This is a genomic window from Streptomyces sp. NPDC045021, assembly GCF_056432645.1.
This window is the reverse complement of record NZ_JBWKIQ010000029.1, coordinates 1-25,454: the sequence shown is the minus strand read 5'-3', so window position 1 is coordinate 25,454 and position 25,454 is coordinate 1. Positions and strand designations below refer to the sequence as shown.

20 protein-coding genes and 3 pseudogenes are annotated in these 25,454 nt (G+C 67.2%); 9 read left to right on the top strand and 14 right to left on the bottom strand.

What is annotated here, in order from left to right:
• From AC07DC_RS41355 to AC07DC_RS41340, 4 genes and pseudogenes are all read right to left on the bottom strand, one after another.
• Positions 1-881 (bottom strand): annotated as a pseudogene (locus tag AC07DC_RS41355) (hypothetical protein); the annotation flags it as partial.
• A 216-nt stretch (positions 882-1,097) separates the two neighbouring features.
• Positions 1,098-1,910, bottom strand: coding sequence for a hypothetical protein (locus AC07DC_RS41350; RefSeq protein ID WP_478920111.1), 813 nt, complete (start codon positions 1,908-1,910; stop codon positions 1,098-1,100).
• A gap of 243 nt (positions 1,911-2,153) precedes the next feature.
• Positions 2,154-2,516, bottom strand: coding sequence for an LGFP repeat-containing protein (locus tag AC07DC_RS41345; RefSeq protein ID WP_478920129.1), 363 nt, complete (start codon positions 2,514-2,516; stop codon positions 2,154-2,156).
• A complete protein-coding gene (locus AC07DC_RS41340) occupies positions 2,486-3,007 on the bottom strand; it encodes an LGFP repeat-containing protein (RefSeq protein ID WP_478920110.1) in 522 nt (173 codons plus the stop codon). The genes AC07DC_RS41345 and AC07DC_RS41340 overlap by 31 nt, the downstream gene beginning before the upstream one ends.
• 400 nt (positions 3,008-3,407) lie before the next feature.
• Here AC07DC_RS41340 and AC07DC_RS41335 point away from each other — a divergent pair, with 400 nt between their 5' ends.
• Together AC07DC_RS41335 and AC07DC_RS41330 are read left to right on the top strand one after the other, a co-directional pair.
• Positions 3,408-4,598 (top strand): hypothetical protein, encoded by a 1,191-nt coding sequence (locus AC07DC_RS41335; protein ID WP_478920109.1) that lies wholly within the window; start codon positions 3,408-3,410, stop codon positions 4,596-4,598.
• Entirely contained in the window at positions 4,595-5,290 is a 696-nt protein-coding gene (locus AC07DC_RS41330; RefSeq protein WP_478920108.1) for a histidine phosphatase family protein, read from the top strand. The genes AC07DC_RS41335 and AC07DC_RS41330 overlap by 4 nt, the downstream gene beginning before the upstream one ends.
• 54 nt (positions 5,291-5,344) lie before the next feature.
• Here the strand turns inward: AC07DC_RS41330 and AC07DC_RS41325 are convergent.
• From AC07DC_RS41325 to AC07DC_RS41310, 4 genes and pseudogenes are all read right to left on the bottom strand, one after another.
• Positions 5,345-5,775: pseudogene (locus AC07DC_RS41325) on the bottom strand (helix-turn-helix domain-containing protein); the annotation flags it as partial.
• A gap of 144 nt (positions 5,776-5,919) precedes the next feature.
• A complete protein-coding gene (locus tag AC07DC_RS41320) occupies positions 5,920-6,135 on the bottom strand; it encodes a hypothetical protein (protein WP_478920107.1) in 216 nt (71 codons plus the stop codon).
• Positions 6,136-6,436: 301 nt separating this feature from the next.
• A complete protein-coding gene (locus AC07DC_RS41315) occupies positions 6,437-8,530 on the bottom strand; it encodes a hypothetical protein (protein ID WP_478920106.1) in 2,094 nt (697 codons plus the stop codon).
• Positions 8,531-8,864: 334 nt separating this feature from the next.
• The gene (locus AC07DC_RS41310) at positions 8,865-10,142 is read right to left on the bottom strand and encodes an IS1380 family transposase (protein ID WP_478920127.1); all 1,278 of its coding nucleotides are present in this window, start codon (positions 10,140-10,142) and stop codon (positions 8,865-8,867) included.
• 151 nt (positions 10,143-10,293) lie between these two features.
• On the opposite strand from AC07DC_RS41310, the gene AC07DC_RS41305 reads away from it, so the two are divergent.
• From AC07DC_RS41305 to AC07DC_RS41280, 6 genes are all read left to right on the top strand, one after another.
• On the top strand, positions 10,294-10,812 hold the full coding sequence (locus tag AC07DC_RS41305; protein WP_478920105.1) for an SMI1/KNR4 family protein: 519 nt from the start codon (positions 10,294-10,296) through the stop codon (positions 10,810-10,812).
• A gap of 492 nt (positions 10,813-11,304) precedes the next feature.
• Positions 11,305-12,075 (top strand): transposase, encoded by a 771-nt coding sequence (locus AC07DC_RS41300; RefSeq protein WP_478920104.1) that lies wholly within the window; start codon positions 11,305-11,307, stop codon positions 12,073-12,075.
• 161 nt (positions 12,076-12,236) lie between these two features.
• Positions 12,237-13,499 carry an IS110 family RNA-guided transposase gene (locus AC07DC_RS41295; RefSeq protein WP_478920102.1) on the top strand — a complete coding sequence of 421 codons (1,263 nt, stop codon included), beginning with the start codon at positions 12,237-12,239 and terminating at the stop codon, positions 13,497-13,499.
• 163 nt (positions 13,500-13,662) lie between these two features.
• Positions 13,663-14,196: a hypothetical protein gene (locus AC07DC_RS41290; protein WP_478920101.1), complete on the top strand. Its 534-nt coding sequence runs from the start codon at positions 13,663-13,665 to the stop codon at positions 14,194-14,196.
• A gap of 153 nt (positions 14,197-14,349) precedes the next feature.
• A complete protein-coding gene (locus AC07DC_RS41285) occupies positions 14,350-14,607 on the top strand; it encodes a hypothetical protein (protein WP_478920099.1) in 258 nt (85 codons plus the stop codon).
• Between the two features lie 1,654 nt (positions 14,608-16,261).
• Positions 16,262-16,468 carry a hypothetical protein gene (locus AC07DC_RS41280; protein WP_478920098.1) on the top strand — a complete coding sequence of 69 codons (207 nt, stop codon included), beginning with the start codon at positions 16,262-16,264 and terminating at the stop codon, positions 16,466-16,468.
• 475 nt (positions 16,469-16,943) lie between these two features.
• Here the strand turns inward: AC07DC_RS41280 and AC07DC_RS41275 are convergent.
• From AC07DC_RS41275 to AC07DC_RS41255, 5 genes and pseudogenes are all read right to left on the bottom strand, one after another.
• Positions 16,944-17,248 (bottom strand): annotated as a pseudogene (locus AC07DC_RS41275) (transposase); the annotation flags it as partial.
• A 108-nt stretch (positions 17,249-17,356) separates the two neighbouring features.
• Entirely contained in the window at positions 17,357-17,983 is a 627-nt protein-coding gene (locus tag AC07DC_RS41270; protein ID WP_478920097.1) for a hypothetical protein, read from the bottom strand.
• Between the two features lie 265 nt (positions 17,984-18,248).
• A complete protein-coding gene (locus tag AC07DC_RS41265) occupies positions 18,249-19,334 on the bottom strand; it encodes a site-specific integrase (RefSeq protein ID WP_478920095.1) in 1,086 nt (361 codons plus the stop codon).
• A 455-nt stretch (positions 19,335-19,789) separates the two neighbouring features.
• The gene (locus AC07DC_RS41260) at positions 19,790-20,050 is read right to left on the bottom strand and encodes a hypothetical protein (RefSeq protein ID WP_478920094.1); all 261 of its coding nucleotides are present in this window, start codon (positions 20,048-20,050) and stop codon (positions 19,790-19,792) included.
• A 164-nt stretch (positions 20,051-20,214) separates the two neighbouring features.
• Positions 20,215-21,228, bottom strand: coding sequence for a pentapeptide repeat-containing protein (locus tag AC07DC_RS41255; RefSeq protein ID WP_478920092.1), 1,014 nt, complete (start codon positions 21,226-21,228; stop codon positions 20,215-20,217).
• 135 nt (positions 21,229-21,363) lie between these two features.
• Here AC07DC_RS41255 and AC07DC_RS41250 point away from each other — a divergent pair, with 135 nt between their 5' ends.
• Positions 21,364-22,134: an ATP-dependent DNA ligase gene (locus AC07DC_RS41250; RefSeq protein WP_478920091.1), complete on the top strand. Its 771-nt coding sequence runs from the start codon at positions 21,364-21,366 to the stop codon at positions 22,132-22,134.
• A gap of 20 nt (positions 22,135-22,154) precedes the next feature.
• Here the strand turns inward: AC07DC_RS41250 and AC07DC_RS41245 are convergent.
• The coding region (locus AC07DC_RS41245) for a tetratricopeptide repeat protein (protein ID WP_478920090.1) at positions 22,155-25,454 on the bottom strand (3,300 nt) is incomplete at its 5' end.

The following is a 25,454-nucleotide window of genomic DNA, read 5'->3' as shown; positions in this document are numbered from 1 at the left end:
CCCTCGTACCAGTAGGCGGCTTGCACCGACCCGTCAGCACCGATCCACCAGAGTTCCATGCTGCCCGGGATCCGCGAGACCGCCGAAACCGACCCGCTGGTCGACGCGCTGCCGGCAGGCGCCAGCTCGTAGCGCGCCCAGGCGGCACCCTCGTACCAGTAGGCGGCTTGCACCGACCCGTCAGCACCGATCCACCAGAGTTCCATGCTGCCCGGGATCCGCGAGACCGCCGAAACCGACCCGGTCGTCGACCCGCTGCCGGCAGGCGCCAGCTCGAACCCCTGCCACCCGGTGTTGCGGGCCTCGAAGGCGAGTTCGTAGCGGCCGCCGTCGCCGTTGATGTCCATCGTGGCTCGGACAACCTCGCCCGCCTCGGCTCGCCGCAGCTCGTCGGCCGAGAACCGCAGCTCGCCGATCCCGATCTTGTCGTCGAAGTTCGGAGCGCCGGTCGGCGTGCCCATCGCAGAGTTCATGTCACGGATCAGCGCCGTGACCTTGTCCGCGCGACTGGCGGTGAGGCTGCCGAGCACCGACCCGCCGACCACACCTTTGACGATCCCGCGTAGGGCCTCCGGGTCGCCGTCGTCATTCTCCATCAGACCGACGATGAAGATGGCGTTGTCCGGGTCGGTCAGCGGGGCCGGCAGCCCGTTGATCCCCCAAAATGACTGCGACGCGCCAGGGGCGTCATGTGTCTCCTCATCGTCCACATCGTCGAACCCGTAGCGGACCACGTCGAAGGCTGGCAGCGGGACCGGGAACCCAGCGACGTTGACGGAAGACGCGAGGTTCACCGCTGTGACGAGCACGTACGGCTCGTCGGCCCCGACCTCGTCGGTCTCCTCATGGCAATGGATGCTGCGCAGATACGCCTGGATCATGTCTCTGTCCTTTCATTCTTCGGTGGACAATCTCGCGGCCTATTGACAAATCGGGAGGACGCGGGACCTGTCGGCCGGGAAGCCGCTCCCAGCGGATGGCGTCCAGCAGCTGGCACCACCTTGGCGCAGGGTGCTGGGCCGGCTCGGTGCTCGTCCCAGGGACCCCGACTCGCACAAGCCGCCTGAGTTGCCTGGGCCCGCGGCCGGCGTCGGGGCTCAGCCCTGAGGCTGCTTGGGCTTGGCTAGGTCCCCGGTCTCCATGTACACCTCCCGCTCGGCCTCCAGTTGCACGGCGAATCCGTGGAAGCCGCTCGGCGGCGCGGTGGCGAAGAACGTCCCATCAACAGTTTCGGGGGGAACCACCCGATGGTCGGGGCCGTCGCTCCGCCCGCCAATGTCGACCGGTTCGGCCACGACGAAGCGCTCCCCGAAGAACTTCGCCAAGGTGGCCGCGTCGTCGGGCAGCCGCTCTCCGAGCATGTTGGTCGCGGTGCCGGGGACGGCGCGGACGGTGAGCACCTGGTCGAAGTCGGGCGCCGCGGTGATGTGGTGCGCGAGGTGCAACTGCCCTCCGCGGCCGAAGCAGAGGTAGGACAGATCGCTGTCGTCCCGGTGCTCCGCCTGCACATCGAGCTGGTTGAAGTGCACGACGTTCTGGACGGTCACGACGGTGCGTTCGGCGAGCGGCGGGTGCTGCCCCCCCTCCCGCTCGAAGTGACCGCAGAAGATTTTGCCGGTCATCGACGTGCGCCGCGGGCCGGCGCCGCGCGGATCGAGCTCGCTCATGGGGAAATCTTCGGGAACGAACGTGTCGTAGGGCTCTTCGGGAACGACATGCTGATGGGAGCGGAGCACCGAGCCGACGGCCTCGTCCACACCCACCTGCAGGATGACCTGGAAATTGTGCGGAGGCATGAACATCGGTAGATGCGACATATAGAGCACTTCTCCGCCGACAAGCAGCATGCCATGGGACCCGAGGGTCGCATCGCCATCGTGATGGGTTTGATGTCCGTGGTGCATGTCCATGGTCGTCCCCTCGATCGGGTTAAGGTGCATTGGCAGACAGCGTCTGAGTGGCGGCGGACGAGGAGACCGTCCGCGGCGTGATCCACCGGTTCAACACCAGGTCTGGCCTGCTTGCATAGATGGGCGGGAGGCGGTAGACGTCGAGTTGTGCCGGGTGGAGCTCCCTCGGGAGCGGTTGGCGCAGGCGATTGCCGTGACCGCGTCGCCTTGAACTCAAAGGCGCGGGGCGCACGTCGCCTCAGCTCAATTCAATTGGGACGACACCCCGACGTCCGTCTGCCAGATGAGCTTGCCGTGCTCGAACCTTTGGGTTCGGATCCCATTGGGGTCGCCCTCCTCGGAGGCGGGATATCCCATCAGCCCCTGCCCGAAGTTCTGGTTGGCCCAGAAATGCCACATCGCGCCGACGACCTCCACAGCGCCGTGTTCAGGGGTGAAGTAGATGGATGCGAGGGCGCCCCCAAGCTGCACCGTCTTGTAGTCATTGAAACGTCCTCGACCGTCCGGGGTGCCCGTCTCATCGGTGGCGGGGTAGCCCCACTCGGGTCCGCCGACCGCCATCCAACGGTCTCGGATCAACCCGAATGTTGAGAAAGCTTCGTTGATCGTGGGGTGCCACGCGATCGCTCCGCCAGCGAACTCCTGAATCCGGCCGCCACGGCAGCATCCTTCTCGTCGGCCTTCGGGTAGCGCAGCTGGCCGGTCACCGTGCCGAGTGCCTGCCACTTCTGCCGGATCGCCCCTTGGAGTGAGTGGGCCCCGAAGTCGGAGTGGAAGACGATCGACCCCTCAGGCTGTCCATCCTGGATAGACCGGAACGTTTGTGTACGGCCCGTCTGGTCCGCGGCTGCCTGTTCGTCAGACGTCGGGTAGCCCCACTTGCCACTCCCCAGCAATTTCCACTCGTCCAGGATCATGCCGCCGACCACCGAGGCGCCGGTCACCGCGGGGTGAAAGGCGATCACCCCACCCTGGAATTCCTGCACCGTTCCCCCTCCGGCATCATCGTGCTGATCGAACGTCGGCTGACCCAACGGGCCTTGGGCTGCGCTCGTTGAGTTCCACTTGTCGAGTATGGGTCCGCTGACAGTTGGCATTTCTTTCTCCTCTTGATCCGAGATGCTTCTGGTCTGTACTCCTCGTCGCCTGGGGAAGATGGCAGGCGCACGCCGGGCGCTACTCGGAGTGAGCGGCTCCAGGGGTAGAGGAGCAAAGGATCCTGAGGCCCTTGCCACAAGCATCTCAATTGCTACGAAGCCACCAACGGGCCCTTGGCGCAAGCGCTGCCCGTGTACACGAGCCGAGGGCAATCCTTCTGACCGGCAACGATGGGGAGCGCGGAGTCGTGAGTCTCCAGCAGAATTAGGCCAAATGGTTGACTCTGGCGTCAGGCAAGGCACCCAACTCGTGATTCGCCGCGAAGACGCAATTCGGCCAACTTCCCATTGTCGTCAGGGTTTACCTGACGGGCTCTTTCGTCAGGGATAGCTTGACGAAATGACGGATGAGCGCAAGGGCAACAAACTGCAGGAGTTACCCCCCAACTTGAATCCGGTCCCCCTCCTGGCCCCGCTCGACGAGGCCTATGTCGCCCATGCTGACGCTCTCAACCACCTGGCCCATGCCGCGCTGCAGGTGTTCCCGCTCCTGCCGAAGGCGCGGAACACCGGGCACGGCGCGTTCCTCGCCGATGCGCTGGAACTGCGCCGCTTCGCCGATCTCGTCGTGGAGAAGGCGGTTGTGGTCGAGACCGAGCGCGGCGCGACCTGGAGCGACATCGGCGCCGCGGCCGGCATCACCAAGCAGAGCGCCAGCGAGCGGTGGGGCAATCCCGTGTGGGGCTGGACGGTGACCTTTCACCGTCGGCACCCGGGAGAGTTTGGCTCCGCCCACCTCGCCCGCCAGCTCGACAAGTGGTACGCCGCCCTGGTCCCTTCCGAGGCGCACGCCGTCACCGCGGGGCTTGCCGCGACCGACCCGCGCAACGTGGTCGAGCAGCAGGCCGCCGACGCGAACCGGGCCGCCGCCAGGAGACTCCACCGCTGCCTGGACGAACTGAAGAAGGCGAACACCGTCGCCTTCCACGCCTCCATGGAGGCGTTGGGCACCGACGGCTGGTCTGCCGCCCGCCGGCGGTGGGCCGACACCCACACCGCCCAGGCCGAGGTCTATGACCAGCTCGCCGTCGCCGAACCCACGATCGCCGACCAGCACTGGGCCACCGCGGCCACCCAGCGCGAACTCGCCAACGACATCGCCCACCCCAAGGCCGTCGCGCAGAACTCCAAGAGGAAGCGCCAGAGCGTCCCCGACTTGGCCACCCTCGGCGACGCCTACCGACTGCCGGAGGTCGCGAACAGCCCGACCGGCACCCGAGACGTCACGGCGCAGATCGCCGTAACCGGACTGCGGCGCAGCCAGCACCCCGGCCAGACGACCTGGGCGCCGACCGACCAGGACGAGCCGACGCCCGCACCGGACAGCGTCATCGACGGCGACGGCGACGTATGGATCCGCGCGACCAGCACCGGGAGCTGGACCATGCCGAACTACAGCCCCCACCAGCACGACGCCCGCTGCGCCAAGGCGCTGGCCTGGCGCGAACTGGCCCGCGAATACGGACCGCTCACTCGCACCGACGACGAGGACGAGTGCGCCGACGGCCCTGCGGCAGGAGGCACCCGGTGACGCGGCCGCAGGGGCTGGCTGCCCCGCGAGCGCTGGCACAGGTTGTCGCCGCGCGGCACGGTCAGAGCACGGCGAACGTGGCGTTCGCCGAGGCCGCACGCATCGGCTCCACTGACTTACCGCTGACCGGCGCCGACGCCGAGGTGCCGCTGTCCGGCGGGGGAACGCAGCAGGCCAAGGCGCTCGGCCAGTGGCTGGCCGCTCTCGCACCAGGCCACCGTCCGGACCTGGTTGTCGGCTCGACCTACCGGCGGACCCGGCAGACCTGGTCGGTCATGGTCGAGACCGCAGCGACGCTCGGGTACCTGCCGGCGCCGCTGCTGGTCGACGAGCGGCTGCGGGACCGGGAGATGGGCATCTTCGAACTGCACACCCCGCAGGTGATCCTCGACCGGGCGCCGCAGGAGGCCGAGCGCCGCGCCTGGGTCGGCGAATGGGACTACCGGCCGCCGGGCGGCGAGTCGCCGGCCGACGTCGCGTTCCGCGTCCGTGACCTGTTCACCGAGATCAACGCCGCGGCGGTCGGGCAGCGGATGCTGCTCGTCGCCCACGCCGGCATCGGCCAGACCGGCCCGACGGGATCACCCCCTACCGAACGCGTCGTGTCCGCCTGGACCGGCGACGGCACCCGGCTGCACCTGGCCCGGTTCGGCGACACCACCCACCTGAACTACCTGGAGGTACTAGCGTGAGCGAGCAGGACAACACCGATTGCGTGCTGGGACACGTCCAGCCGCTGCCCGGCGGCCGAGTTTCTTGACGTCCACGTGAATGAGTTCGCCGGGGTGGTCGCGTTCGTAGCGGCGGATCACGGTGCCGGTCGGGCGGTCGAGGCAGGCCAGACGGTGCAGACCGTGGCGGGTCAGGATCCGGTGGACGGTCGAGGCGGACAGCCCCAGGATTGGGCCGATCCAGGGCCGGCCCCAGCTTGCGGGCCTGTCGTAGCTCGCAGACCCTCGCCTCAACCGGGGCGGGAGTGCGGTGCGGTGTCCTGAGGGGCTGGCTGGAGCGATCGTGGAGCCCTGCCTCGCCCTCGGCCCGCCATCGCCGCATCCACTTATGGGCGGTGGCCCCGCGAGATCCCCATCTCGGCCGCGACATGAGCGACCGGGCGGCCGGATACGACACGTTCGACCAGCGCCCTTGTAGGAGAACTCCCGCTCGAGCCGGCCCTCAGCCTGGAAGCCGAGACCCGGATCCGTGGTGATGGCAACGATCGCGAAGTCCAGGCGGACCCGCTCGGCGTCCGTCATCGCTTCGATTTGCCGTTCGGCAACGTCATGGAAGACGACGCGGGCACGCCACGGGCCGTGCTTGGGCATCAGGCCGCGCCGGTGGTGGGCTGCTGCGCGCTGTCGGTGTCGCCGAGTCCGTACCGGGCCTGGAGGTCTTCGTAGGGGGTGCAGTGCTCGAGGTCGAGGCCCTCGGCGGCAATGTTCTCCAGGACGTAGGCGAGGAGGGGCGTGGTGCCAGCGTGGTCGCGAGCAGAGGCGCGCAGGGCGTCGACTTCGTCGGGGTCGAACGTAATGCGTGCCATGACTCCTCCAGTGCAGCGGTGAGGGGGCTGCTGCCTTCGACGGTAGCGCAGCGACCCCTGGCGGCGTCAGGCACCGCCGGAAACCAGGGGTCGGAGCTACGGGCCTGTCCTGGTGCCCGCAGCCTTCGTGGCTGCCGCGGCCGCCTTCTTCGCCAACCGCTTCGCGGTCGATTGCGGTTTTCGCTGGAGCGATGAGCACTCCGTCGAGCACCGGTCCATCAGTTCCAGGATCTCGTCCGCCTCCTCCTTGGTGGCCGACTGCTCGACATCGCTGTGGGACCGCCCCGACAGACAACGGAGGTCAATCAAGCTCAGGGTCGGTGAAGCCCCGGGCACGGCGTGCGGGCACGGAGCGGGCGCACATACCAAATAATGGCCATGCCAGCGTCCATAGAAAGTATGCCGGAACGAGCAGGAACATCACGAAAGAGATAGAAATCCACGAACTGGTGTACAGCTGCTTGCCCCAGTAGGTGGCTGAGGAGATCAAGGCAAGCCCGGAGAGGGTCATGAACAGCCACCCGCTTATCCCAAAACGCACGCGCAGCTCCGTCGGTTCGGCGCATAGCCGGAGGCTCTCCCGACGATGCCATTCGTTCCAGGTTGCTGCCAGAACACCGTTGATGCTCGCGAATGCCGCGAAACCTACCAACGCGAGCGTTGTGAGTGGTACAAGCCGGTCACCAAATGAGTGCAGTACCCAACCACCTGCCTCGGAGTGGCCCACGGCCCAAGACACTGCCTTGCTCAGTGGGGTCCAGACATTCAGTCTGCCGAGCAGGTAGACGACTGCAGCAGCACTCACTGCAGCAATCAAGCGGGACATGGCCAGTGCTCTCACTCGAGCCACGTGCGACCGCTCGACCTGTCGTAACGGGTCTCGCAGCAGGTCGGGCAGGGCCCCCGCCGTCGCTTCAGACAGGTTCAGGAGCACATGGGCAATCGGGTACTGGACCTGTGTCAGGTTGGTGGCGTAGGCCGTGTGATCCCGGACCACGGACCAGCGATTGGCAACGGGACATTCCTCCGGCCCCGGCTCCACAAAGTCGTGGGAACGTGGCAGGAGGACCAGCGCACCAGTAGCACCGACGAGCGCCTCCGCAATTTCTCCGGCTTCCTGTGAGTGGAGCCGTTCGGTGACCGGTCCGGGTGTTGCGATGGCCTCCGCCGCGCCTCCACCCGGGTTCATGAAGGCAGCGTGGCGCCTTCCGCGGGAACTGCGTGCTTGCACGACAAGGTCGTCGCTGCCCAGCCAGCAGTCAGGAGGATCCGTCTCCTTTCTCCAGCCCAGTACACGCTCTCCGTCAAGGGACGCCCGGACGAAGCCGCCGACGGTGTGGTGCCAGACCGTCTCCATCCATCTGCTGCGTACGGCTTGGGGGCTATCGCCCATGGGGCCGGCGGGAACAAGGTCGCGCGGTGACCACATGTTGGTCCATGGCGGGCACTTCAACGATTGCCACTGGCTAACGGAGTCCTTCTCGTTGAGGAGAGTTGTACCGGCGCCGACCGTGACGAGGTGCGTGGGCCACGGCGCGACTCCCTCCAAGAACGTGCGACAAGCGATCGCCGCGCCCTGGGAGTGAGCGACAACGACAACGCTCCTGGCCCGGTGGGACGCGTCGGCAACACGCTTCAGGAGTACCTGCCGCATCGCTGCCTCTTGAATCGCCCTGTCGCGGTATGCCTGGGCATCGCCAATCGACGTGACGAGACCTGCGACGACTGGGGCAACCTTCTTGCCAAGAAGAGGAACCCGCTGCAAGACGAGTAGGGCAAGGACCGCAGCCACAGCTACGCCGAACAGCAAAGGTAGGAAGAAGAACAACACGAGGAACATCAGCACATACGGCGCTAGCACCAAAAAAAGGTAGGGGCCGGCGCAGGCCAGTGTGACCACGCCGATTCCTAATGTCTGAAGCAACCCGATGCAACCGGATCTCCGTGAGGTGACCATCTCGCGGAGGAACGGCAAAAGGCGCTTGGTGATCGAAAACCAGAGCTGACGGAAGAGTGCGGCGAACCCTCGCCTGGCCGCGCGCAAGGCAAACCGACCGGCCCAGCGAAGCACATCCGACGCCGGAGACGGATGGAACGCCTCCGCCCAACGGGCCTCGGACAGCAGCCACGTTACCTGCCGGCCGTCGTCGCCCTGAGTGATCTCAAAGGTGAGTTCAGGGGCATCGCCAACCAGGGCATCCGCCGTTGCCACCCGTGTGACGAAGCCGTTGCTCGGGCCCACGCGAGTGAGCAGCGAAAGCAGCGGTTCCGCCCAGGTCAGCAGAGTCGCACCACTCGCCTGGGAACCGATGCCGTGCACGAAAACGACAGCTACGTCGAAGTTGTCGTGCTCTTCGGCTTGCGCCGTAACAGTGCCCTTGTCTTCCTCGCTCACAAGCCTCAACATGCCACACAACCGCCAGCTCGATCCCAAGGCGCTCCCGTACATGCCGCGCAAGCGACGCGAGCCCACCCTCTAACCGATCGTAATCCGTGGTTTCACCACACGCTCAAGGCCGGGTGAGTGCCACCAACGCTTCCTTCGGCACGAGACATCGAAGGAAATGCGTTGTCCTGGGACGTCGAGGATGCCGCAGCGGTTGATGCTATTCGTCCGCTGTATCTGCACCTTCAGCGCTTCGTTCCCGCCACAGGCCGCCGAAAACTGACACGCCGGACACAGGGCGCGGACGGGTGAAGCACCGTCACGACGCAACGCGGCTGCCGTGTCACTTGCCCAGGAAGGCGTCTACTTGGTTTTGGATCTCATGGTCGATCGCAACGACCGCCTTCCAAGCCTGCTGTTCCAGGCTCTCGAACTCCATCTCGATCGCAGCGAACTCGGCGAAAAGCAGGTGCTTGTCAGCGACGGCGGCGAGCACTTCGGTGCGTTCGCGCCAGGCCACAAGGTCGCTCTCGCTATGCGGATAGTTCCTTCCCCGCATCACCTCACGGTTGAAGATGGCCTTGATGTCGTCGTCGCGCGTCTGAACGACTCTGATGCCGTCGCCGGGACGCAGGTCCGGGACCATGCTTTCCACCTCGGCAAGGTTCTGTTCAATGTCATGAAGGCGTTCGCGAAGGTGTTCGACTAATGCCGCGCGAACGGCTGACAGGTCCAGTCCGACCTCTTTGCGGAGCTGCTCCGCCGCCCAGGCGCCGTCCCGGACCTGGCCACCCGGTTCGACCGCCGGGGTCCAGGCCGTTTGTGGGACCTGCAGCACGGCATGGTGGACTGCGTCGGTGATGGTCATCCCGACCGAGTAGGACAGCCACCGGCCCCGCGCGGTAAGCCAGTCCAGGAACTCGTGGGTGCCGCCCGCGGAGTCGGTGCGGATCAGGGTCGAGCGGCCCCGCCGGTGCTGTTTGGGCAGTTGGGCCAGTGCCAGTTGTGTGGTGGTGATGTGGTCGGCTGCGGTGTTGCTGCCGGCATTGCCGGGCCGCAGCAGAGCAGCTACCGGTTCTCCGGACCCGGCGAGGCCGTGGTCGACGAACGCGACCAGCGGGTGGTGCCCGAAGGTCTTCTTCCACGTCGCGGTGGCGTCCTGCTTGTCGGAGTGTGCCAGGACCAGCACCCCGTCGATGTCCACGATCACCTGCCTGTTCGCGTCGGGGGCATCGGCGCCCGCCAGCTTCCAGACGTGCTCGCGGACTTGGGCCCTGGTCCGTCGGATCGCCGTCAGCGCGCGGGGACCGGCTATGGCCAGGGTTTCGATCAGCCGCGAGACGGTCGGGTCGGAGGCCACCGGCCCGAACAGGGTGGGTTCGGCCCGAAGCATCCCCACGTCCGACAGGCAGTCGCCACCCAGCGCCACCGCCAGCGCGAGGTCCAACAGCACCTTGCCCGGATCGTGCACCGCCCGCGGCTTGCGCCACGGCGCCAGCGCCTCCGATATCGCCGTGTCAAGGCCGCTCTTGCGGACGGTCTCCGTCAGCAGCACCCCACCGGCCTGCGAGACCGCCCCATCCCCGCCGTCCCGGACGCAGACCCGTGGATACGTCCCCATACGCTTGCTCACTTGGAAAGTGCCTTTTGCTCGGCAACGAATAGGATCCTTGACAAGCCCTATTGTCCCAGCTCAGCGGCACTCTCTATCGGATCGGCCAGTCCTTGGACTAGGACCGTGCCGCCCGCCAGAGGCCTTCATGGAGGTTGCGATGCATCACGCGGTCCAGCGGCTGCTTCAGTTGGTGCCTCCGCCTCCCGAGGGCGGCGACATGGTGGACTGGGACCAGGTGCACGCGAACTTCGGATGGCGCCTCCCCAACGACTACCGGGACTTCCTTGCTGCCTATGGGATGGGCGCGCTCAGCGACTCGCTGAGCATCGCGACTCCGCCATTTGTCGGCTACCCCTACGTTGACCACTTGGTCTACGAACGCCCCTACCCGCCCTCGGACGACCTCTTGCGCTGGGGTACAAACGAGGGAGGCGATGACTTCCTCTGGCGCTGCACGGACGCCGATCCGAACCACTGGACCGTGGCTGTCCTTACCCGCTCCCAGAGCTGGCACGACTACGACCTCGGCATGGTCGACTTCCTCGTCTACCTGGTCAGCGGGCACATCACGCCGCCCCTCAACGCCCAGCTGACGATCGACCCGCCCACCTTCGAATCCTGGCGCGAGGAGGACCGACGGATGCGGGAGACCGACGACTGGGACTTCTCCGCGTAGCACCTACCAAGTGCCCCGCGGTTCCTGTCCCCAACCCGAGCACCGCAACCCAGGTCACAAGCCATCGACCCGCATCGATCGTTCTCCGGACGTCCCTCGTCACGAAAGCCCGAGGCTAATGGGCGCTGAAGCGAGGCATTGCTATCCGAATCGGGAGCCATGAGCTCTCTCGACAGGCCGCGGGGCTCGCTTCAGGCGGCACAGGCACGAGGTCTTCCTGTTATCCGGGTCTTCAACCCTTGCCACAGACCGATCCGTGTCTGTTCCCCGTCAGCCACAGCCTGCACATTCAGGTGCAACTGCCGGACTTCGCTTCTTTCTGAACAACTGCTTCCGGTTCTCTGGTCGTGGCCTGAGCCGACCGTGTGGATCACCTCTCCAAAGTCATGAGCGTCCAGCTCTGCCGAAGACCGAGGGCCATGCGGCCAGCTGGGATTGCGAACGGCTTAGGCCTGTCCCGTAACTGCTGGTCACGGGTGAGATGATCTTGCAGTGTCTGGTGTGATCACGGCGTCGGAGCCATCTTGGATAGCCCCGTTTACCGGGCTCAGTCCGCGTTCCTTCGGCAAGCTGGTGACGGCACTGCGCCGCGAAGGGGCCGATCCGGTCCGCAAGGGCCGGCCGTGGGGCCTTCCGCTTCAGGACCGGGTTCTGCTGGTGGCGGCCTACTGGCGCACGAACTTGACGATGCGCCAGCTTGCCCCGCTGTTCGGTATCTCGAAGTCTGCGGCCGACCGGATCATCGACCATCTCGGCCCCTCGCTCGCGCTCCAGCCACGTCAGCGATTCCGCAAAGACACCGTGCTCATCGTGGACGGCACCCTGGTGCCGACCCGCGACCACACCATCGCCGCACAGTCCAAAAACTACCGGTACTCCACGAACCACCAGATCGTCATCGACGCCGACACCCGGCTCGTTGTGGTGGTCGGCCGGCCCCTGCCCGGCAACCGCAACGACTGCAAGGCGTGGGAGGAGTCCGGCGCGAAGGCCGCCGTCGGCAGGACCATGACGATCGCCGACGGCGGCTACCCGGGCACCGGGCTCGTGATGCCCCACCGCCGCCGCCGCAAAGGCGAAGAACTACCCGACTGGAAACAAGCCCACAACACGTCCCACAAACAAGTCCGCGCCCGCGTCGAGCACGTCTTCGCCCGCATGAAGACCTGGAAGATCCTCCGCGACTGCCGACTCAAGGGCGACGGAGTCCACCACGCCATCCTCGGCATCGCCCGCCTGCACAACCTCAACCTCGCCGGATAGACGAACAGCCAGACCAGCTACCCACCACGCCCGCAACCAGCCGAAGATCATTTACGGACAACCCTTAGTGGGATGTTGTGCCTCGAGCACTTCCATTAGGGAGCACGCGCACCCTGCTAAAGCTCTGGCCTGTATATAGGCATGAGGTTAAGGAGGCAGAGATGGACATTGCCGGGTTACCGACACCGGTGTTCTGCGGGGTGGACTGGGCCGAAGACCACCACGACATCGCCGTCGTCGATGCGTGCGGAAAGCAGCTCGCCAAACTGCGGATCAGCGACGACACGGCCGGATTCACCCAGCTCATCGCACTGCTGGCTGAGCATGGTGACTGCGAGAGCTACCGCATCCCCGTCGCGATCGAGACGTCCCGCGGGCTGCTGGTCGCCCGCCTGCGGGCCACCGGACGGCCCGTTTATGCGATCAACCCGCTCGCGGTCGCCCGTTACCGGGACCGCCACAGTGTCGCGCGCCGGAAGTCCGACGCAGTGGACGCCGCGGCTCTGGCCAACATCTTGCGGGTTGACATGGATATGCACCGGCCGATGCCCGCGGATTCGGAACTGGCCCGGGCCATCGCCGTCCTTGCACGAGCTCAGCAGGACGCGGTCTGGGACCGCGGCCAAGCACAGAACAGACTCCGATCGCAGCTGCGCGAGTTCTATCCGGCGATCTTGGCCGCTTTCGCAGAGCACCGTTTCGGCCTGTATTCCATTGAGGCCCGCACCATCTTGGCAGCCGCCCCGATACCGACAGCAGCTGCCCAGCTCACGCGCCGCCAGCTGCGGTCCCTGCTCAAGCGGGCCGGCCGCGTCCGCGGCATCGAGGCCGAGGCCGAGCGGCTCCACGAGGTTTTCCAGCGTGACTATATGCACCACCTTCCGCAGGTCGAAGCGGCCTTCGGCCATCAAACCAGCGCGCTCGTCCGACAGTTGGACACCGCCTGCCGCAACGCTGACCAGCTCGAAGTTGCCTGCACCGAAGCCTTCGACGAGCATCCCGACGCGTCAGTCATCACCAGCTTCCCGGGCTTGGGCTCCTTATCTGGAGCCCGAGTTCTGGCCGAGATCGGCGACGACCGGTCCTGGTTCACAAGCGCCGGATCACTGAAGGCATACGCGGGCAGCGCACCGGTCACCCGGGCCAGTGGCAAGAGCTGCGTGGTCATGAGTCGGAAGGTCAAGAACCAACGCCTGGCCGCCGTGGGCTACGTCTGGGCCTTCTCATCCCTGACGAAATCACCAGGAGGCAGAGCCCATTACGAGCGGCGCCGAGAGGCCGGGGACCGGCACACCGCCGCACAACGAAACCTCTTCAACCGGTTCATGGGCATGCTCTACTTCTGCCTCCAGCACGACCAGCCCTACGACGAGGCGAAGGCATTCCCCGACCAGTCATCGAAGATCCCAGCCCTGGCCGCTTGACGCGTTAGCCGCGTGGGATGTCTGCGGCATCGGACCCGGCAGGGCATACTGCACGTCTTGACGGCGGTGTTCCTCAGTCCTCCTCAACCCTCGGTTCGCCCGCGCGGCTGCCCTTGAGTCGTGCCTGCCGCGTGAACTGCTGCTCCACCTCTACCGTCTGCCTATGACCGCTGGCACTGTCCTTACAGTCATCGGCGGGTGCCTCCAGCTCGGCGGCCTGGGAGTCGCGGGCTTCGGCGTCCGCAGAACCAGGCTGGAACGTGCGCCCGAACAGCCCGGGACATTGGGCTGGACGAAGAAGTGGTTCGGCGCCCTGTGTCGCATCTTCAAGCCTCTGCCGACTACCGCAGTAACCGCCACGATGGTCAGCTCGGCAAGTGCAGCAGGAGCGGCGTTCAACGCGCACGTGGTGGCGGCACCTGCGCCGGACGCCACCGCTGCGCAGCGCGAGCAGTTCGTTGTCGAGCGGGTGATCTGGCTTCAGGAGGAGACGGGTCGCCTCGGGCAGAGCCTGGCCACAGAGGGCCGAGAGCGCCGCGCTGCGGTTAGCCGCCTCGGCGGGACCGTGGATGAGGAGGCAGACAAGCTCCGCAAGGCTATCGACTCGGCCATGGCGGATGGCCTGGCCGTGGAGGCGCTGGGTCTTTGGCTCGCTGCGGCCGGGGCCGTACTGGCGATCATCGGAGCCCTTATCTAGGAGAGCCTCCGCTGCGCGGCTGGGCGCAGAGAGTACAAGCGCCGGTTTCCGTTCGACTGTTCCTCGGCCCCCGGCACCGGAGCCGAGGGCGCTTCGTGCGGGAACGGACCCATCCTGCGGCGGGCGGGGCGGCGGTACGGGAGAATCGCGCCCGTGCCGACGTCTCCGCAGTTCCCCGCTATCACCGCGCTCGCCGGGCTCATTGAGGACCTGGGTGTGGGCGAGGCCCGCCGGCGCCAGCTCGGTATGGTCCGCGGGGAGCTGGAGCGGGCCCTAGCCCGGGCCGAAGCCGCCGCGCACACCGGCGCCCCGGACCCCGCCGCCTTCGGCGAACGCGTCCGCTACAAGACCAAGCGCCTCCACGACGAACAGGCCCGGCGCATCGCCTTGGGCCCTGCCGCGCGCAGCTGAGCAGCCGCTTTCCGCTGATGTCCCGCCAGCCGCAGGACGGCCGCTCATCTCTCGGCACGACTAGCCGAACGGGCAGGTCAGCGCCTGCGTGCCCGGGGGTTGCGCGGCTAACCCCCGGCCCCGGCACACTCCCGTCCTGTCCGCGTCCACCCCCGCGCCACAAGGGGTGAGACCCGTACCTGCTCCGCCCCGCATGCGAGACCGTCACTGAACCGGTGGTGCAACGCGGTTGCCCGGGCCCCGAAACCGGTCTCCCGGGTAGCAATACCGCTTGAGCCCGGATATGTGAGCGGTGGCCGGTGCAGGCCTGGAAGGGGACGCGGATCGGCTTGAGAGGCAGTCGCCCTGGTCACCATTCGTGGGGCGAAATAGCGGGGCGTAACCCGGATTGGACAGGATCGGATCGGCTCACCGATGCGCCCGTTTCGTTCGTCTCACCTCGATCGGCCGGAGGGGGCTAAGACGACCGATTACGCCCCCCAAGTGGACTGGATTGGGGCTGGGGCTGGACTTCTCAGAAGCCCCGGAGGAGCGAAGCCCGGCGCGCACGATTCCACGATCGTTGCTGGACGACGAGGCCGGGCCCGCACGATTCCACAATCGTGCTGGACGACACCCACGGCGTATGAAGCACGCGTAGCTTGCTGGGCATTCGGCCCTCCAGTGTGAGGCTGGCGAGCATCAGCGAGTGCGGCCGGAGCCTGCTCCCACATGGGTGCGGGCGAGGAGTGGCCTGCCCCCCGCCCAGTTCTTGGCGGGACCAGCGGTGAGGCAGGCCCACGAACGACAGGAGTCTCATGCCGCCCGTGCTCATCATTGTGGCCCTCGTGTTCGGAGCCTTGGCGTTGAGAGAGATCAGGAAGAGGAATGAGGACCTGGCTCCCGCTCTCTGCGCCGCCGTCGCCGTCGCGGTCTTGTCGTACGGAGTCCTTGGAGAGCTGTCTGGGGCCCCTGGGGAGCTTCCCGCTCCAGGAGCCGGATCCTCTTCGAGCCCGAGACGGTAGTGCGATGGGACGGCGGGGTACCTCGGGTGAGGCACTGGTGAGGCGCCCCGCCGCCCCCTCTGCGGCAGCCCATCGGACCGATTCCGCCTGCGGAAACGGACGAGAACGTGTGTTGGCGCCTGCTCAACGGTCGAAGGCTCATTGCGGGCTTTTGCGAGCACACTCCCCTCTGACCAAAGGGACCTGACCGAGGCACGTGGAGATCGATTGCGGCACAAGGGGGAGAGCCACCTGCGGCTACCGAAAATGGGGTACACCGGCCCCTATCTTCTTGGCAGGAAACCCACACAAGGAAGCGAGTCGCGATGGTCAACACGCTCCAAGCCCCAACCTTGGCAATAGCCTTGGTGGCCGCCCTGGCGGTCATGGGCATCCACCCGGATCCCGACGTCCGCGAACGGGCCCTCGCTGTCCTCCGTCTGATCCTCAGGAGGAAGTGACACCACTCAGCGCGCCGCCGAGGGGTGCACACCTTGGCCGCGCCCCGTCTGAGGCTTCCGACGTTCCCTGCGTACCACCGTTTCCGCCCCGTCCCGAATGGATCACGAGTGTGCCAGCACGCACGTCGGTGTGCTGGACAAGCGGCGCCCACGGGAGACAGTCGACTGCGATGCTCGGCAGACGATCCCGCCTTCCCATTGGAGAGCAGCATGGAGCTGAGCGCCACCGGCGAACCCATCGTGACGCAGGAGGACCCTCAAGTGGAGGTCGGCCTTCACCTCCAGGCGGGCACGCTCATCCTCACCCGGGACGGCACAGACCTCGTGGCCTACCACGCCCTGGTGGAGTTCGCGTCGCCCCGCGAGCAGCCCTGGACGGCGCAGCCTCCTGAACGACGCCTGCGACGGGCCCCGTGACGGCATCCCCGAAGTGATCTGGAAGGTGGTGGCTCTCGCCGCGACGTCCGCTGGCGACGTCGGCATCACCTACGCGCCTCCCGCACCCTGACATCAATCGATGGGAGCCTCTCAGGATCGAGGGCGAGAAAACCGAGGTCGGCAGTCTGGCCAAACGGTTTGGCAGGTGGGGGAATTTGTGGCTAGCTGATCGTTATGCAAGAGAACGACACCTTCCTCCCCCAATTCGGCCGCAAGCGCCAGGCCGTCTGCCCGCATCGCGTCCATGCTGGAAGTGGAGTACCCCACATGACATGGCAAGAGGACTACACGGCTTTCGTGAATAAAGCACGCGAGCACGCCAACAAAGCAGAGCACACGCCAACTCCGGGAGACCAGCACCTGCGGGAGACGAACGCCTCTCTCGCGGTCTACTGGTCAATGGGAGCTGCACGAGTCTGGAGAGAGAACAATCGGTAGATCATGATCCCCGGGCGAGTCGGTCGATCACCGGGTAGAGCCTTTTGGGCGGGGCTTGTCCTCGCCGAGGAACTTCGCCGCCTGCCGGACGATCCCCAGCTCGGTTTCCAGCTCACGGATCCGTCGGCGAGCGGCCCGCAACTCAGCAGACTCGCTAGGTGTTCCCGCTCGCCGCCCGTTGTCGATGTCGTCCTGCCGCAACCACTTCGACAACGTGACGGGATGGATGCCGAGCTCGACCGCGGTCTGCTTGGCCTGCTTGCCGGCGCGGACCAGCGCGATGGCACGCGCCCGGAACTCCGGAGGATAGGGACGAGGCATGACTGCCAGCCTTCCGTGAAGGACTGTCAGTCAGCCACCAGAACTGGAGCCCAGGACGTGTGGCAGGTCAGACCTGTCACCCGAACCTGCACCAGACCCGTGCAAGAGCTATGGGCGACGCTTAGCAGCGAGTCGCAGCACAAAGTGTGTCAGTACCGAGGCCAGCCACAGGAAGAACAGCCAAGCGGCGAACAGTCTGAAGCCATGGAACCAATTTTCTTGATCAAGAGAGGGCTTGATCTGATGCATCGCGATTCCCACAACGTTCAGGACGAGCGCAGCTAGGCCGAGCCCTGTCGTAATCCCTGGCCACAGGCCGACTGGCGGCTCGCCCTCCCCTGTGAACTTCTTCATCCTGACGTTGATTACATGAGAAGTCGGACAGGTCAGGCGAGGGGACTCTCCATCGACCAGAAGCGACAGTGCGATCCGCTCCCGACTCTTGATCAGACACTTCTCGATGAGCAGCGTCGTGCCATCGAACCTGACGTTCGGCACCTCGGCGCTCGCTGGCGTCACCCGGGGCGGCGTGAGCAGGGTGATGATGCGGGCCCCCACGTCCAGCACCAGCGGCCTTCCCTGATCGAAGTCTGCGGAGGCGATGTCCCGATTGCCTCTCGTCAGGAGGTGTACTTCCACGTGATGCGCCTGCTTGAGTTCGGTGTCGTTGAAGGTCACCACTACGCGACCGCGGACGTCAGGCGAAGCGTTGAGCAGTGGCGCAGCCAGCGGCATGCCATAGAACAGACACCCAAATGCTCAGTGCAGCAAGGACGACGCCTACGAATCCCCAAAGGGGCAGGTCATAGAATTTCGTTCCCAAGTACATGAAAGCGATCGAATCACCTTGCGCTTCCCAAAGGACGGCAGCAGCAGCTGCGCGTCTCCATGCAGACGCGTAGCCGTCGGTCCATCCCCCTTTGCCAGATGACCACGGGGCTGGCCTTGCAAGGTCGTCGGTACCCCACTCTCGCGCTGGCCGCGCCAATCGGTGAGGGCCTTACAGCACGCCGAGCAGGGCGTTGTCCTCCCACTGGTCGACCACTTCGAGGTAGCCGGCGAGCACCTTGGAGTGCGGGGCCCAGCCGCCCTGCTTGGCGATGACGATCTGGTCGTGGCCCTTCAGCCGGGAGGAGGTGGCGAGGCCGCGACGGGGGCTGTGGCCGGTGAAACGGATCTCGATCCCCGCGCGCTCACCGGCCCGGGTGACGATGTCACCGATGGACTCGGGCTGCAGTCCGCTGTCCATGACGGTGTGCCAGCGGTTGTGCAGGCGGCGCCAGGCGTAGCCGTCCGGATCGGTGAGGCCGGCCGCGTCCCTCCACGCTTGCCAGGCCCGGACCGGGCAGATCGACGGGCGCGAGCCGTACGGGACCGGGACGACGCGGGGGCGGACCTTGGACACGCGCAGGTCGGCCTGGATGCCGCCGGGGGTTTCGGCGTAGTCACGCACCCGGTTGAAGGCGAGTTCGTGCTCGCGGCCGGCGACGGCGAAGTGCATGAGCACCAGGGCGCGGTCCCGGATGCCCCTGAGGTTATCCGGGCAGGCGGCGCTGATCTTCACCAGGTGCTCGACGAGCAGCGGCGGGGCCTGACCCCGGCCGCGCTGCTCGCCGGTCTTCTCCATCTCCTTCACCAGCTGCTTGAGCCGGTTGCGGGCGCGGCGGGCGACGCCTTCCTCATGTGTCACGCCGTGCTCGTCGCGGACGGACACGACCGTGCCGGACAGCTTGCGGTCGATGGTCGACGGCGCGGTGAACGTGCCGGGCCTGGCGCCGGGCTGGGGCCATAGCCATTCCACGAACATCACCAGGGTGCCGGGGGTAACGGCGAGCAGCGGCACGCCGGACGCGGCGGCGAACTTCGTCCAGGTCGCCCAGTCCTGGGCGTAGCCGGTGCGGGTGCGCCCAGGGCGGCCGTCGGCGACCACGCGCACGGCCTGAGCGTCGATGTGGTCCAGCGCGGCCCGGGTCGCCTCGTCGAATTCCTCCGGCCGGACCGGTGCCGCCGACATCACCGAGGTGACGACGGTGGCCTCGGCCGGCTCGGCGGTGACCGGTTCGACCGCTGTCTGATGATCTGACATGAGCCGTCCCGCACGCCGTGAATGAGTGCCCGTTCTGGACTCCGGATATGGGGAGCTTATCCGGGGTCCAGAGTCGGCGGGCGGACCGTGTCCCGCCGCGCGCTGCTGTCGAACGACATCGCTATGTCAGCGGGTGGCGACACTGCACGTCAGTGGTCGGCGACATCAGGGATGTCAGTAGACGGTGACGGTTCTGGGAGCATCCGCAGGCTGTAGAGCACGTTGTCGTGGAAGCGGTCGATGATGTCGCCGCAGCCGACCATGTCGGCTGCGGCGAGGTCTTCGAGCAGAGCGAGTGTCCGCCGTCCCGGAAACGACCGATTCCGGGACGGCCGACGCCGCGGCGACCGCAACGCGGAAGCCGTCCCGTCACCTCGGCGTCGGCCGCTCCACCCTCTACCGCACCCTCGCTGCGTACGACGAAACCCTCGCCATGACCTCCGGGCCCGGCTCAGTCACCTGAAAGGCTGGAAATCCGGCATGCTGTTCAGGGCATCGGTGAACTTCTCGATCAGCACTTCGTTTTCCCTCACGGTCTCCGGGCCGAGATTGTTGCGCTCGATCCAGATCCGCTTGAGCTTCTTGGGCTTCTTGAGCTTCTGGATGCCGGGGGTTCCGTCATCTGCGGTAACAGCTGCGTGAGCGGCCGGCGCAACGACAGCTGAGGCCAAAACGAGCACAGCGACAGCCGCAGCACGTCGCAGGTGAGAAGTCATGAGGATCCCTTCTGATGCGGACGTGAAGTCGTCCGGCGCCACGTCAACTGACCCCGCAGGCCGAAAGTATCGTCAGCAAGCTCGATCTACCCCAGCCGTGTTACAGAACGGGTCCAGCCTGCCTAGACGCACGGGGGGTCGGGCCGCCCGGGGCATCCCGGGCGTCACCAGGAGGGGAGGTTATCCGGGGTGAACCGCCGCGGGCGATCGCAAGCCCTCCGTGGCCTCAGCCGGCCGCAGGCGCCTCCGGGACCACGAGGCCGGCGGGCCAGCCGCGTCCTCTCGTCGAGGCGCGCCACCGCCACCTGCTCGCCCGTCAGACCCCTTGCCCCACGCAAGTCCGCCCCGCCCAGGTCGGCGCCGGTGAGGTTCGCCCTGTGCAGGTCCGCGCAGATGAGGTCTGCACGGCGCAGGTCGGCACCAGTGAGGTCCGCACCGCGCAGGTCGGCACCAGTGAGGTGTAGTCCGTTGAGGTTGAGGAGTTCGTCCCGGTCGACGTGGATGCGTGAGGCGCGACGGGTGAGCGCGGTGAGGGCCGTCTGGACGTCCGCCGCTGGTGTGAAGGGACGGTCTGCCGTCGGCGCTGGCGGCAGGTTGGACCGGGGGTGGACGGGAGCGCGGTGCCGGGCGAAGTACCGGACGCCGCGGGCTGCTCCTGTTACTGAGGGCTCGCTGTCCGGCTCCGACGGGGCAGGCTTCCGGCAGCTGGGTGCTTGGTCGCGGATGAAGTGGCCCAGGACCCGGGCGGCGTCGGTGGCCTGTTCGGGGGCGTCCTGGATGATCTGCTCCAGCGCCAGGATGCCGCCGATCCGCACGTAGATGCGGTCGGAGCCGAGCCGCTCCAGGGCTCTGGTGAAACGCTCGGTGACCTGGCCCCGGCGGTTGAGCCGGTAGCCGCGGGCGGTGTAGAACAGCGCGATCCCGGCGCCCAGAGCGGCGATGCAGGTCACCAGTGCGGTCCGCAGCCCGGTGACCAGCGCCGCCGACCCGGTCCCGTCACCGATTTTCTTCGTGTCGATGTACTGGGCGTCCAGCACATACGGGCCCTTCCACACCAGCCAGGGCAGGCCGGGCAACAGCACGACTGCGGCCACCACGACCAGGACGCCCGTGCCGTAGCGCTGTGCCGTGCGGGCGCAGCGGGCCCATGCTCGCCGTCGTTTCAGGGAGTCCTTCATGACGATCTACATGCCGTAGCTGGGTTCAGCGATTGCACCCGGGCCGCGCGTCGGACCCGAAAGAGTGCCCGCCAGATGTTGCGGCCATCGTTGTCGGCCACAGCGTTTTCCCTGCTCGGGGCGCAGAGTGGAGGCATGGCCGAGATCGTGGAGCTGATGCGTCCCACGGCGGTGGCGACGGTGCCCCGGCCGGGCGACATGCCCGGCGGGGCCAGGTATGAGGTCAAGCTCGACGGCTACAGGGCGGCCTGCATCGTCGATCCCGTCTCCGGCGAGGCTCGGCTGCAGTCCCGCCAGGGGCGCGACATGACCGCCCGTTTCTCGCACCTGGCTGCCGCACTGGCCCAGCTCGGCCCCGGGACGATCCTGGACGGCGAACTGGTCGCGTCGGCCAACGGGCGGATGGACTTCTCTGCGTTGCAGAAGTGTCAGCCCGGCCGGCCGGCGCCGACCGGTGTCAACCTGTCATACGTGGCGTTTGACCTGCTCACGCTGGGCGGGGAGAACGCGCGGGGCTCGGCATCGCGCCCCGCACGGCGGAGCGCTGGGCCGCCCTGGCCGGAGGCAGCTGGTCGCACTACCTGGCCGCCCGCCCCGGCTAGGCCGCCGGGAACCCCGGACCCGCGCCTGCACCCGTTGGCGGCAGGAACACCGGTCGGCGGCCAGATCGGTCGGCACTATGTCGCCGCGCCCCCGCAGTACCCGCGGCCGGTGGCGGAACCGGCCGAACTCGGTGGGGCGTTCCTGATCGGCCTCGATCTCCACCACCACGCCCGTCATCATCGGCAGGTAGGGGACCGGGACGGCACCGGGCAGTCCGCCGACCGTGCCGGACCAGCTCGACCACCAGTGGAGCGGGATGAGGACGTTACAGGTGCTCGGGGTCCGGCTCCGGGGCGACGCTGAGGGTCTCTTCGACGGTGGTGTCAATGATGCGGTCGCGTTCGGCGGGATCCAGTGGGGGCGCAGGGGATTCGGCTTGGTCGAGGTGGTGGCGAACCCGTCGGGCGACGGTGTCGGGCGTGGGAGCCGTTGAGCTGCGGCTGCGGATGTCGTTGTACACCGCCCAGGCCAGGGTGGCGATGCTGACGATGAGGCCGCTTAGGGCGGTTGGGTCGGTGTACACGTCCGGTCCGCGACTGGTACCGCGGTCGTGGAGGGCCGCTTCCACCTCGTGGAGAAGATTCGGATGTGCCGGGGTGGTGAGGCGTTGGGCGGCTGCTCGGGCACCTTGCGTGACGGGGTCGTTCATACCGGCCCCCTTGACATGTATTGGTCAGTCGGTGGGGGTGGTGAGAAGATACGCGCGGACGGCGGGGGGGCAGCGGGCTATCTGTCACCTTCTGCCAGGCGCGTTCCACGGCTTCGATGCCCAGGCGCGCGGTCAGCCGGCGGAGGTGGTCGGGGCCCGTACCGGTCCTGGGATGCGGGACCTCCTCGAACAGGGCAACGCACCTGATCGTCCAGGCCAGCGCTTGATCGGTGTCGTTCCGGGCTTCGGCGTGCAGGCCCAGCTGCGCATAGCTGATGGCCATGCCGGGGCGGTCGCCGAGGTCTTCGGTGATGGTGAGGGATTTGCGGTACCAGTCCTCGGCGTCCTCCAGCCGCCCCCGGTCCTGGGCCACCATGCCGAGCTGGTGGTAGGTGCCGGCCATGCCGGGGCGGTTACCGAGTTCCTCTTCGATGGTGAGGGATTTGCGGTACCAGTCCTCGGCGTCCTCCAGCCACCCCCGGTCCTGGGCCACCATGCCGAGCTGGTGGTAGCTGATGGCCATGCCGGGGCGGTTACCGAGATCCTCTTCGATGGTGAGGGATTTGCGGTACCAGTCCTCGGCGCCCTCCAGCCGCCCCCGGTCCTGGGCCACCATGCCGAGCTGGTGGTAGGTCAGGGCCATGCCGGGACGGTTACCGAGGTCCTCTTTGATGGTGAGGGATTTGCGGTACCAGTCCTCGGCGTCCTCCAGCCGCCCCCGAAGCTGGGCCACTGTGCCGAGCTGGTGGTAGGTGCCGGCCATGCCGGGGCGGTTGCCGAGGTCTTCGTGGATGGTGAGGGAGTTGCGGTACCAGTCCTCGGCGTCCTCCAGCCGCCCCCGGTCCTGGGCCACCATGCCGAGCTGGTGGTAGCTGAGGGCCATGCCGGGGCGGTTGCCGAGGTCTTCGTGGATGGTGAGGGATTTGCGGTACCAGTCCTCGGCGTCTTCCAGCCGCCCCCGTTGCTGGGCCACCATGCCGAGCTGGTGGTAGCTGAGGGCCATGCCGGGGCGGTTGCCGAGGTCCTCTTTGATGGTGAGGGATTTGCGGTACCAGTCCTCGGCGTCTTCCAGCCGCCCCCGTTGCTGGGCCACCCTGCCGAGCTGGTGGTAGAGGACAGCGACGACGGGGCGCTGGTGGGCGCTGGTGACCTGATTGGCGAGTGCGCGGAGGATGGTGCGGTAGGCGTTTTCGGCGTGGTCGAGTTGCCCGGCCGTAAGCTGCCGGTTGGCCTGGGAAATGGTCACCAACATCCACAGGTTGCCGGCGGGGGTGTCCGGGGCCGGCGGGGCGCCGTCGGGGGTTTCGACGGCCAGCCGGACGCGGTCTGTCCAGGACCGTGCTTCCTCCACCGCTCCCTGCATGTCCCAGAAGTCGTCCAGCGGCGCGATGATGTTCTCGGCTTCCGCCCACTGCCGGTGGATCAGGGCGTGGCCGAGGATGGCTCCCAGCATCCGCTGCTGATACCTGACCAGAGCAAACGCGAGCTGGGCGTTACCGCCGACTATCTGCGTCGACAGCCAGGTGCTGAAGCTTGCATAGGCCAGAACGAGGGCCTGGAGGGCGTTGGCTTGTTCGTCGGTGTGCGTGCCGGGTGTGCTGGTGCGCCAGTGCGCGGCAAGGTGGGCGGGCAAGGCGGGGTGGAGGCGGAACATATTCGCTCCGAGCGGGGCCAGCAGCCCCACGCCCGCCGCCCGTTCCAGTAACTGCGCCCAGTCCTGACCGGTACGGCCGCGGAAGCGTTCCGGAGTCTGCGAGTGGTTGGAGAAGGCACCGAGGACGTTGGTGTCGGCGACGGCGTGGAAGAGGCTGAGGATGGTCAGGGCTTGCTGGTCGGCGGGGCTCAGGTGGCGGAAGGAGTAGGTGATGCTCGCCGACAGCGACGTCCTGCGGTCACCACCGGTGCCGCTGTCACCGGCCGCGGCGGCCGGGGTGGTGGTGCCTTGGAGGCTGTTCAAGAGGTGCCGGGCGGTGGTGGTTTCCAGGTGCGGGAGTGTCAGGCTCATGCTCAGCGGGTGGCCGTCCAGCCATTTCATGAGGTCCGCGAACGCCGTGGTCTGACGGTGCGGGCCAGCCGCGGGATAGGGGGCCAGGACCTGCTCGGCGTAGGCGGTGGCGTCCTTGCTCTGCAGCCCGCCCAGTGCGATCCGGCGCACGTCGGGTCCCAGCCAGGCCTCGGAGGTGCGGCTGGTGATGACCACCGCGCTCTTACTCCCGGTGGCGAGACGGGTGAGGAAGTCCCGCATCCGGTCCTGCTCCGGTTCGGGAAGGGGTGGGGTGGCCCGGCCCGGGTCGGGCATGTCGCGGACGGACTCGAAGTTGTCCCAGAGAAGCAGGAGCCTGCGGGCGGCAAGAAGTTCCTCGACCGCTGCCTGACGGTCCGCATCGTCCAGGAGCGCGAACTGCTCGCCGAACACGTGCAGCCCGATGCGGGTGATGACGCCGTCCAAGCCGAACGAGGCAACACCGGGCTCGAAGGAGTGCCAGATCACCCACTCCGGCTGCTCGACGCCGCCGGTGTCGCGCCACCACCGACCGAAGGCTTTCGCCAGCTCGGTCTTCCCCGTCCCCCCGGGCCCGTGGACCACGACGACGTGCTGCAGCCGGGCGGCGGTGTCCAACGTGTAGAAGTCCGCGTCCCGGCCGACGAACTCGTCAACCGGCTCCAGATCATGACCATGCCCGGTCTCGGACACTTCACGGATGCGGGTCAGGATGTCTCCGATGTTCTCACCGGATTTCCGGGCCGCGTGCAGATCGGGGAAGCGCGCCTCGCTGCGGGTGTAGAGGACGGGGACCATCCAGTCCGCCAGCGGCAGCATCCCCTTCAGCGACGGCCGCTTGTCGTGGAACCGCAATTGGGCCCGTCCGGCGGTCACGGCGTCGGTGACCCGGTCGCCGGCGAACAGCCGCTCGTAGAAGGCCGTCATGAACTCCGCCGCGGCGACCGCGTACACGCTGTACGCCATCGCCAC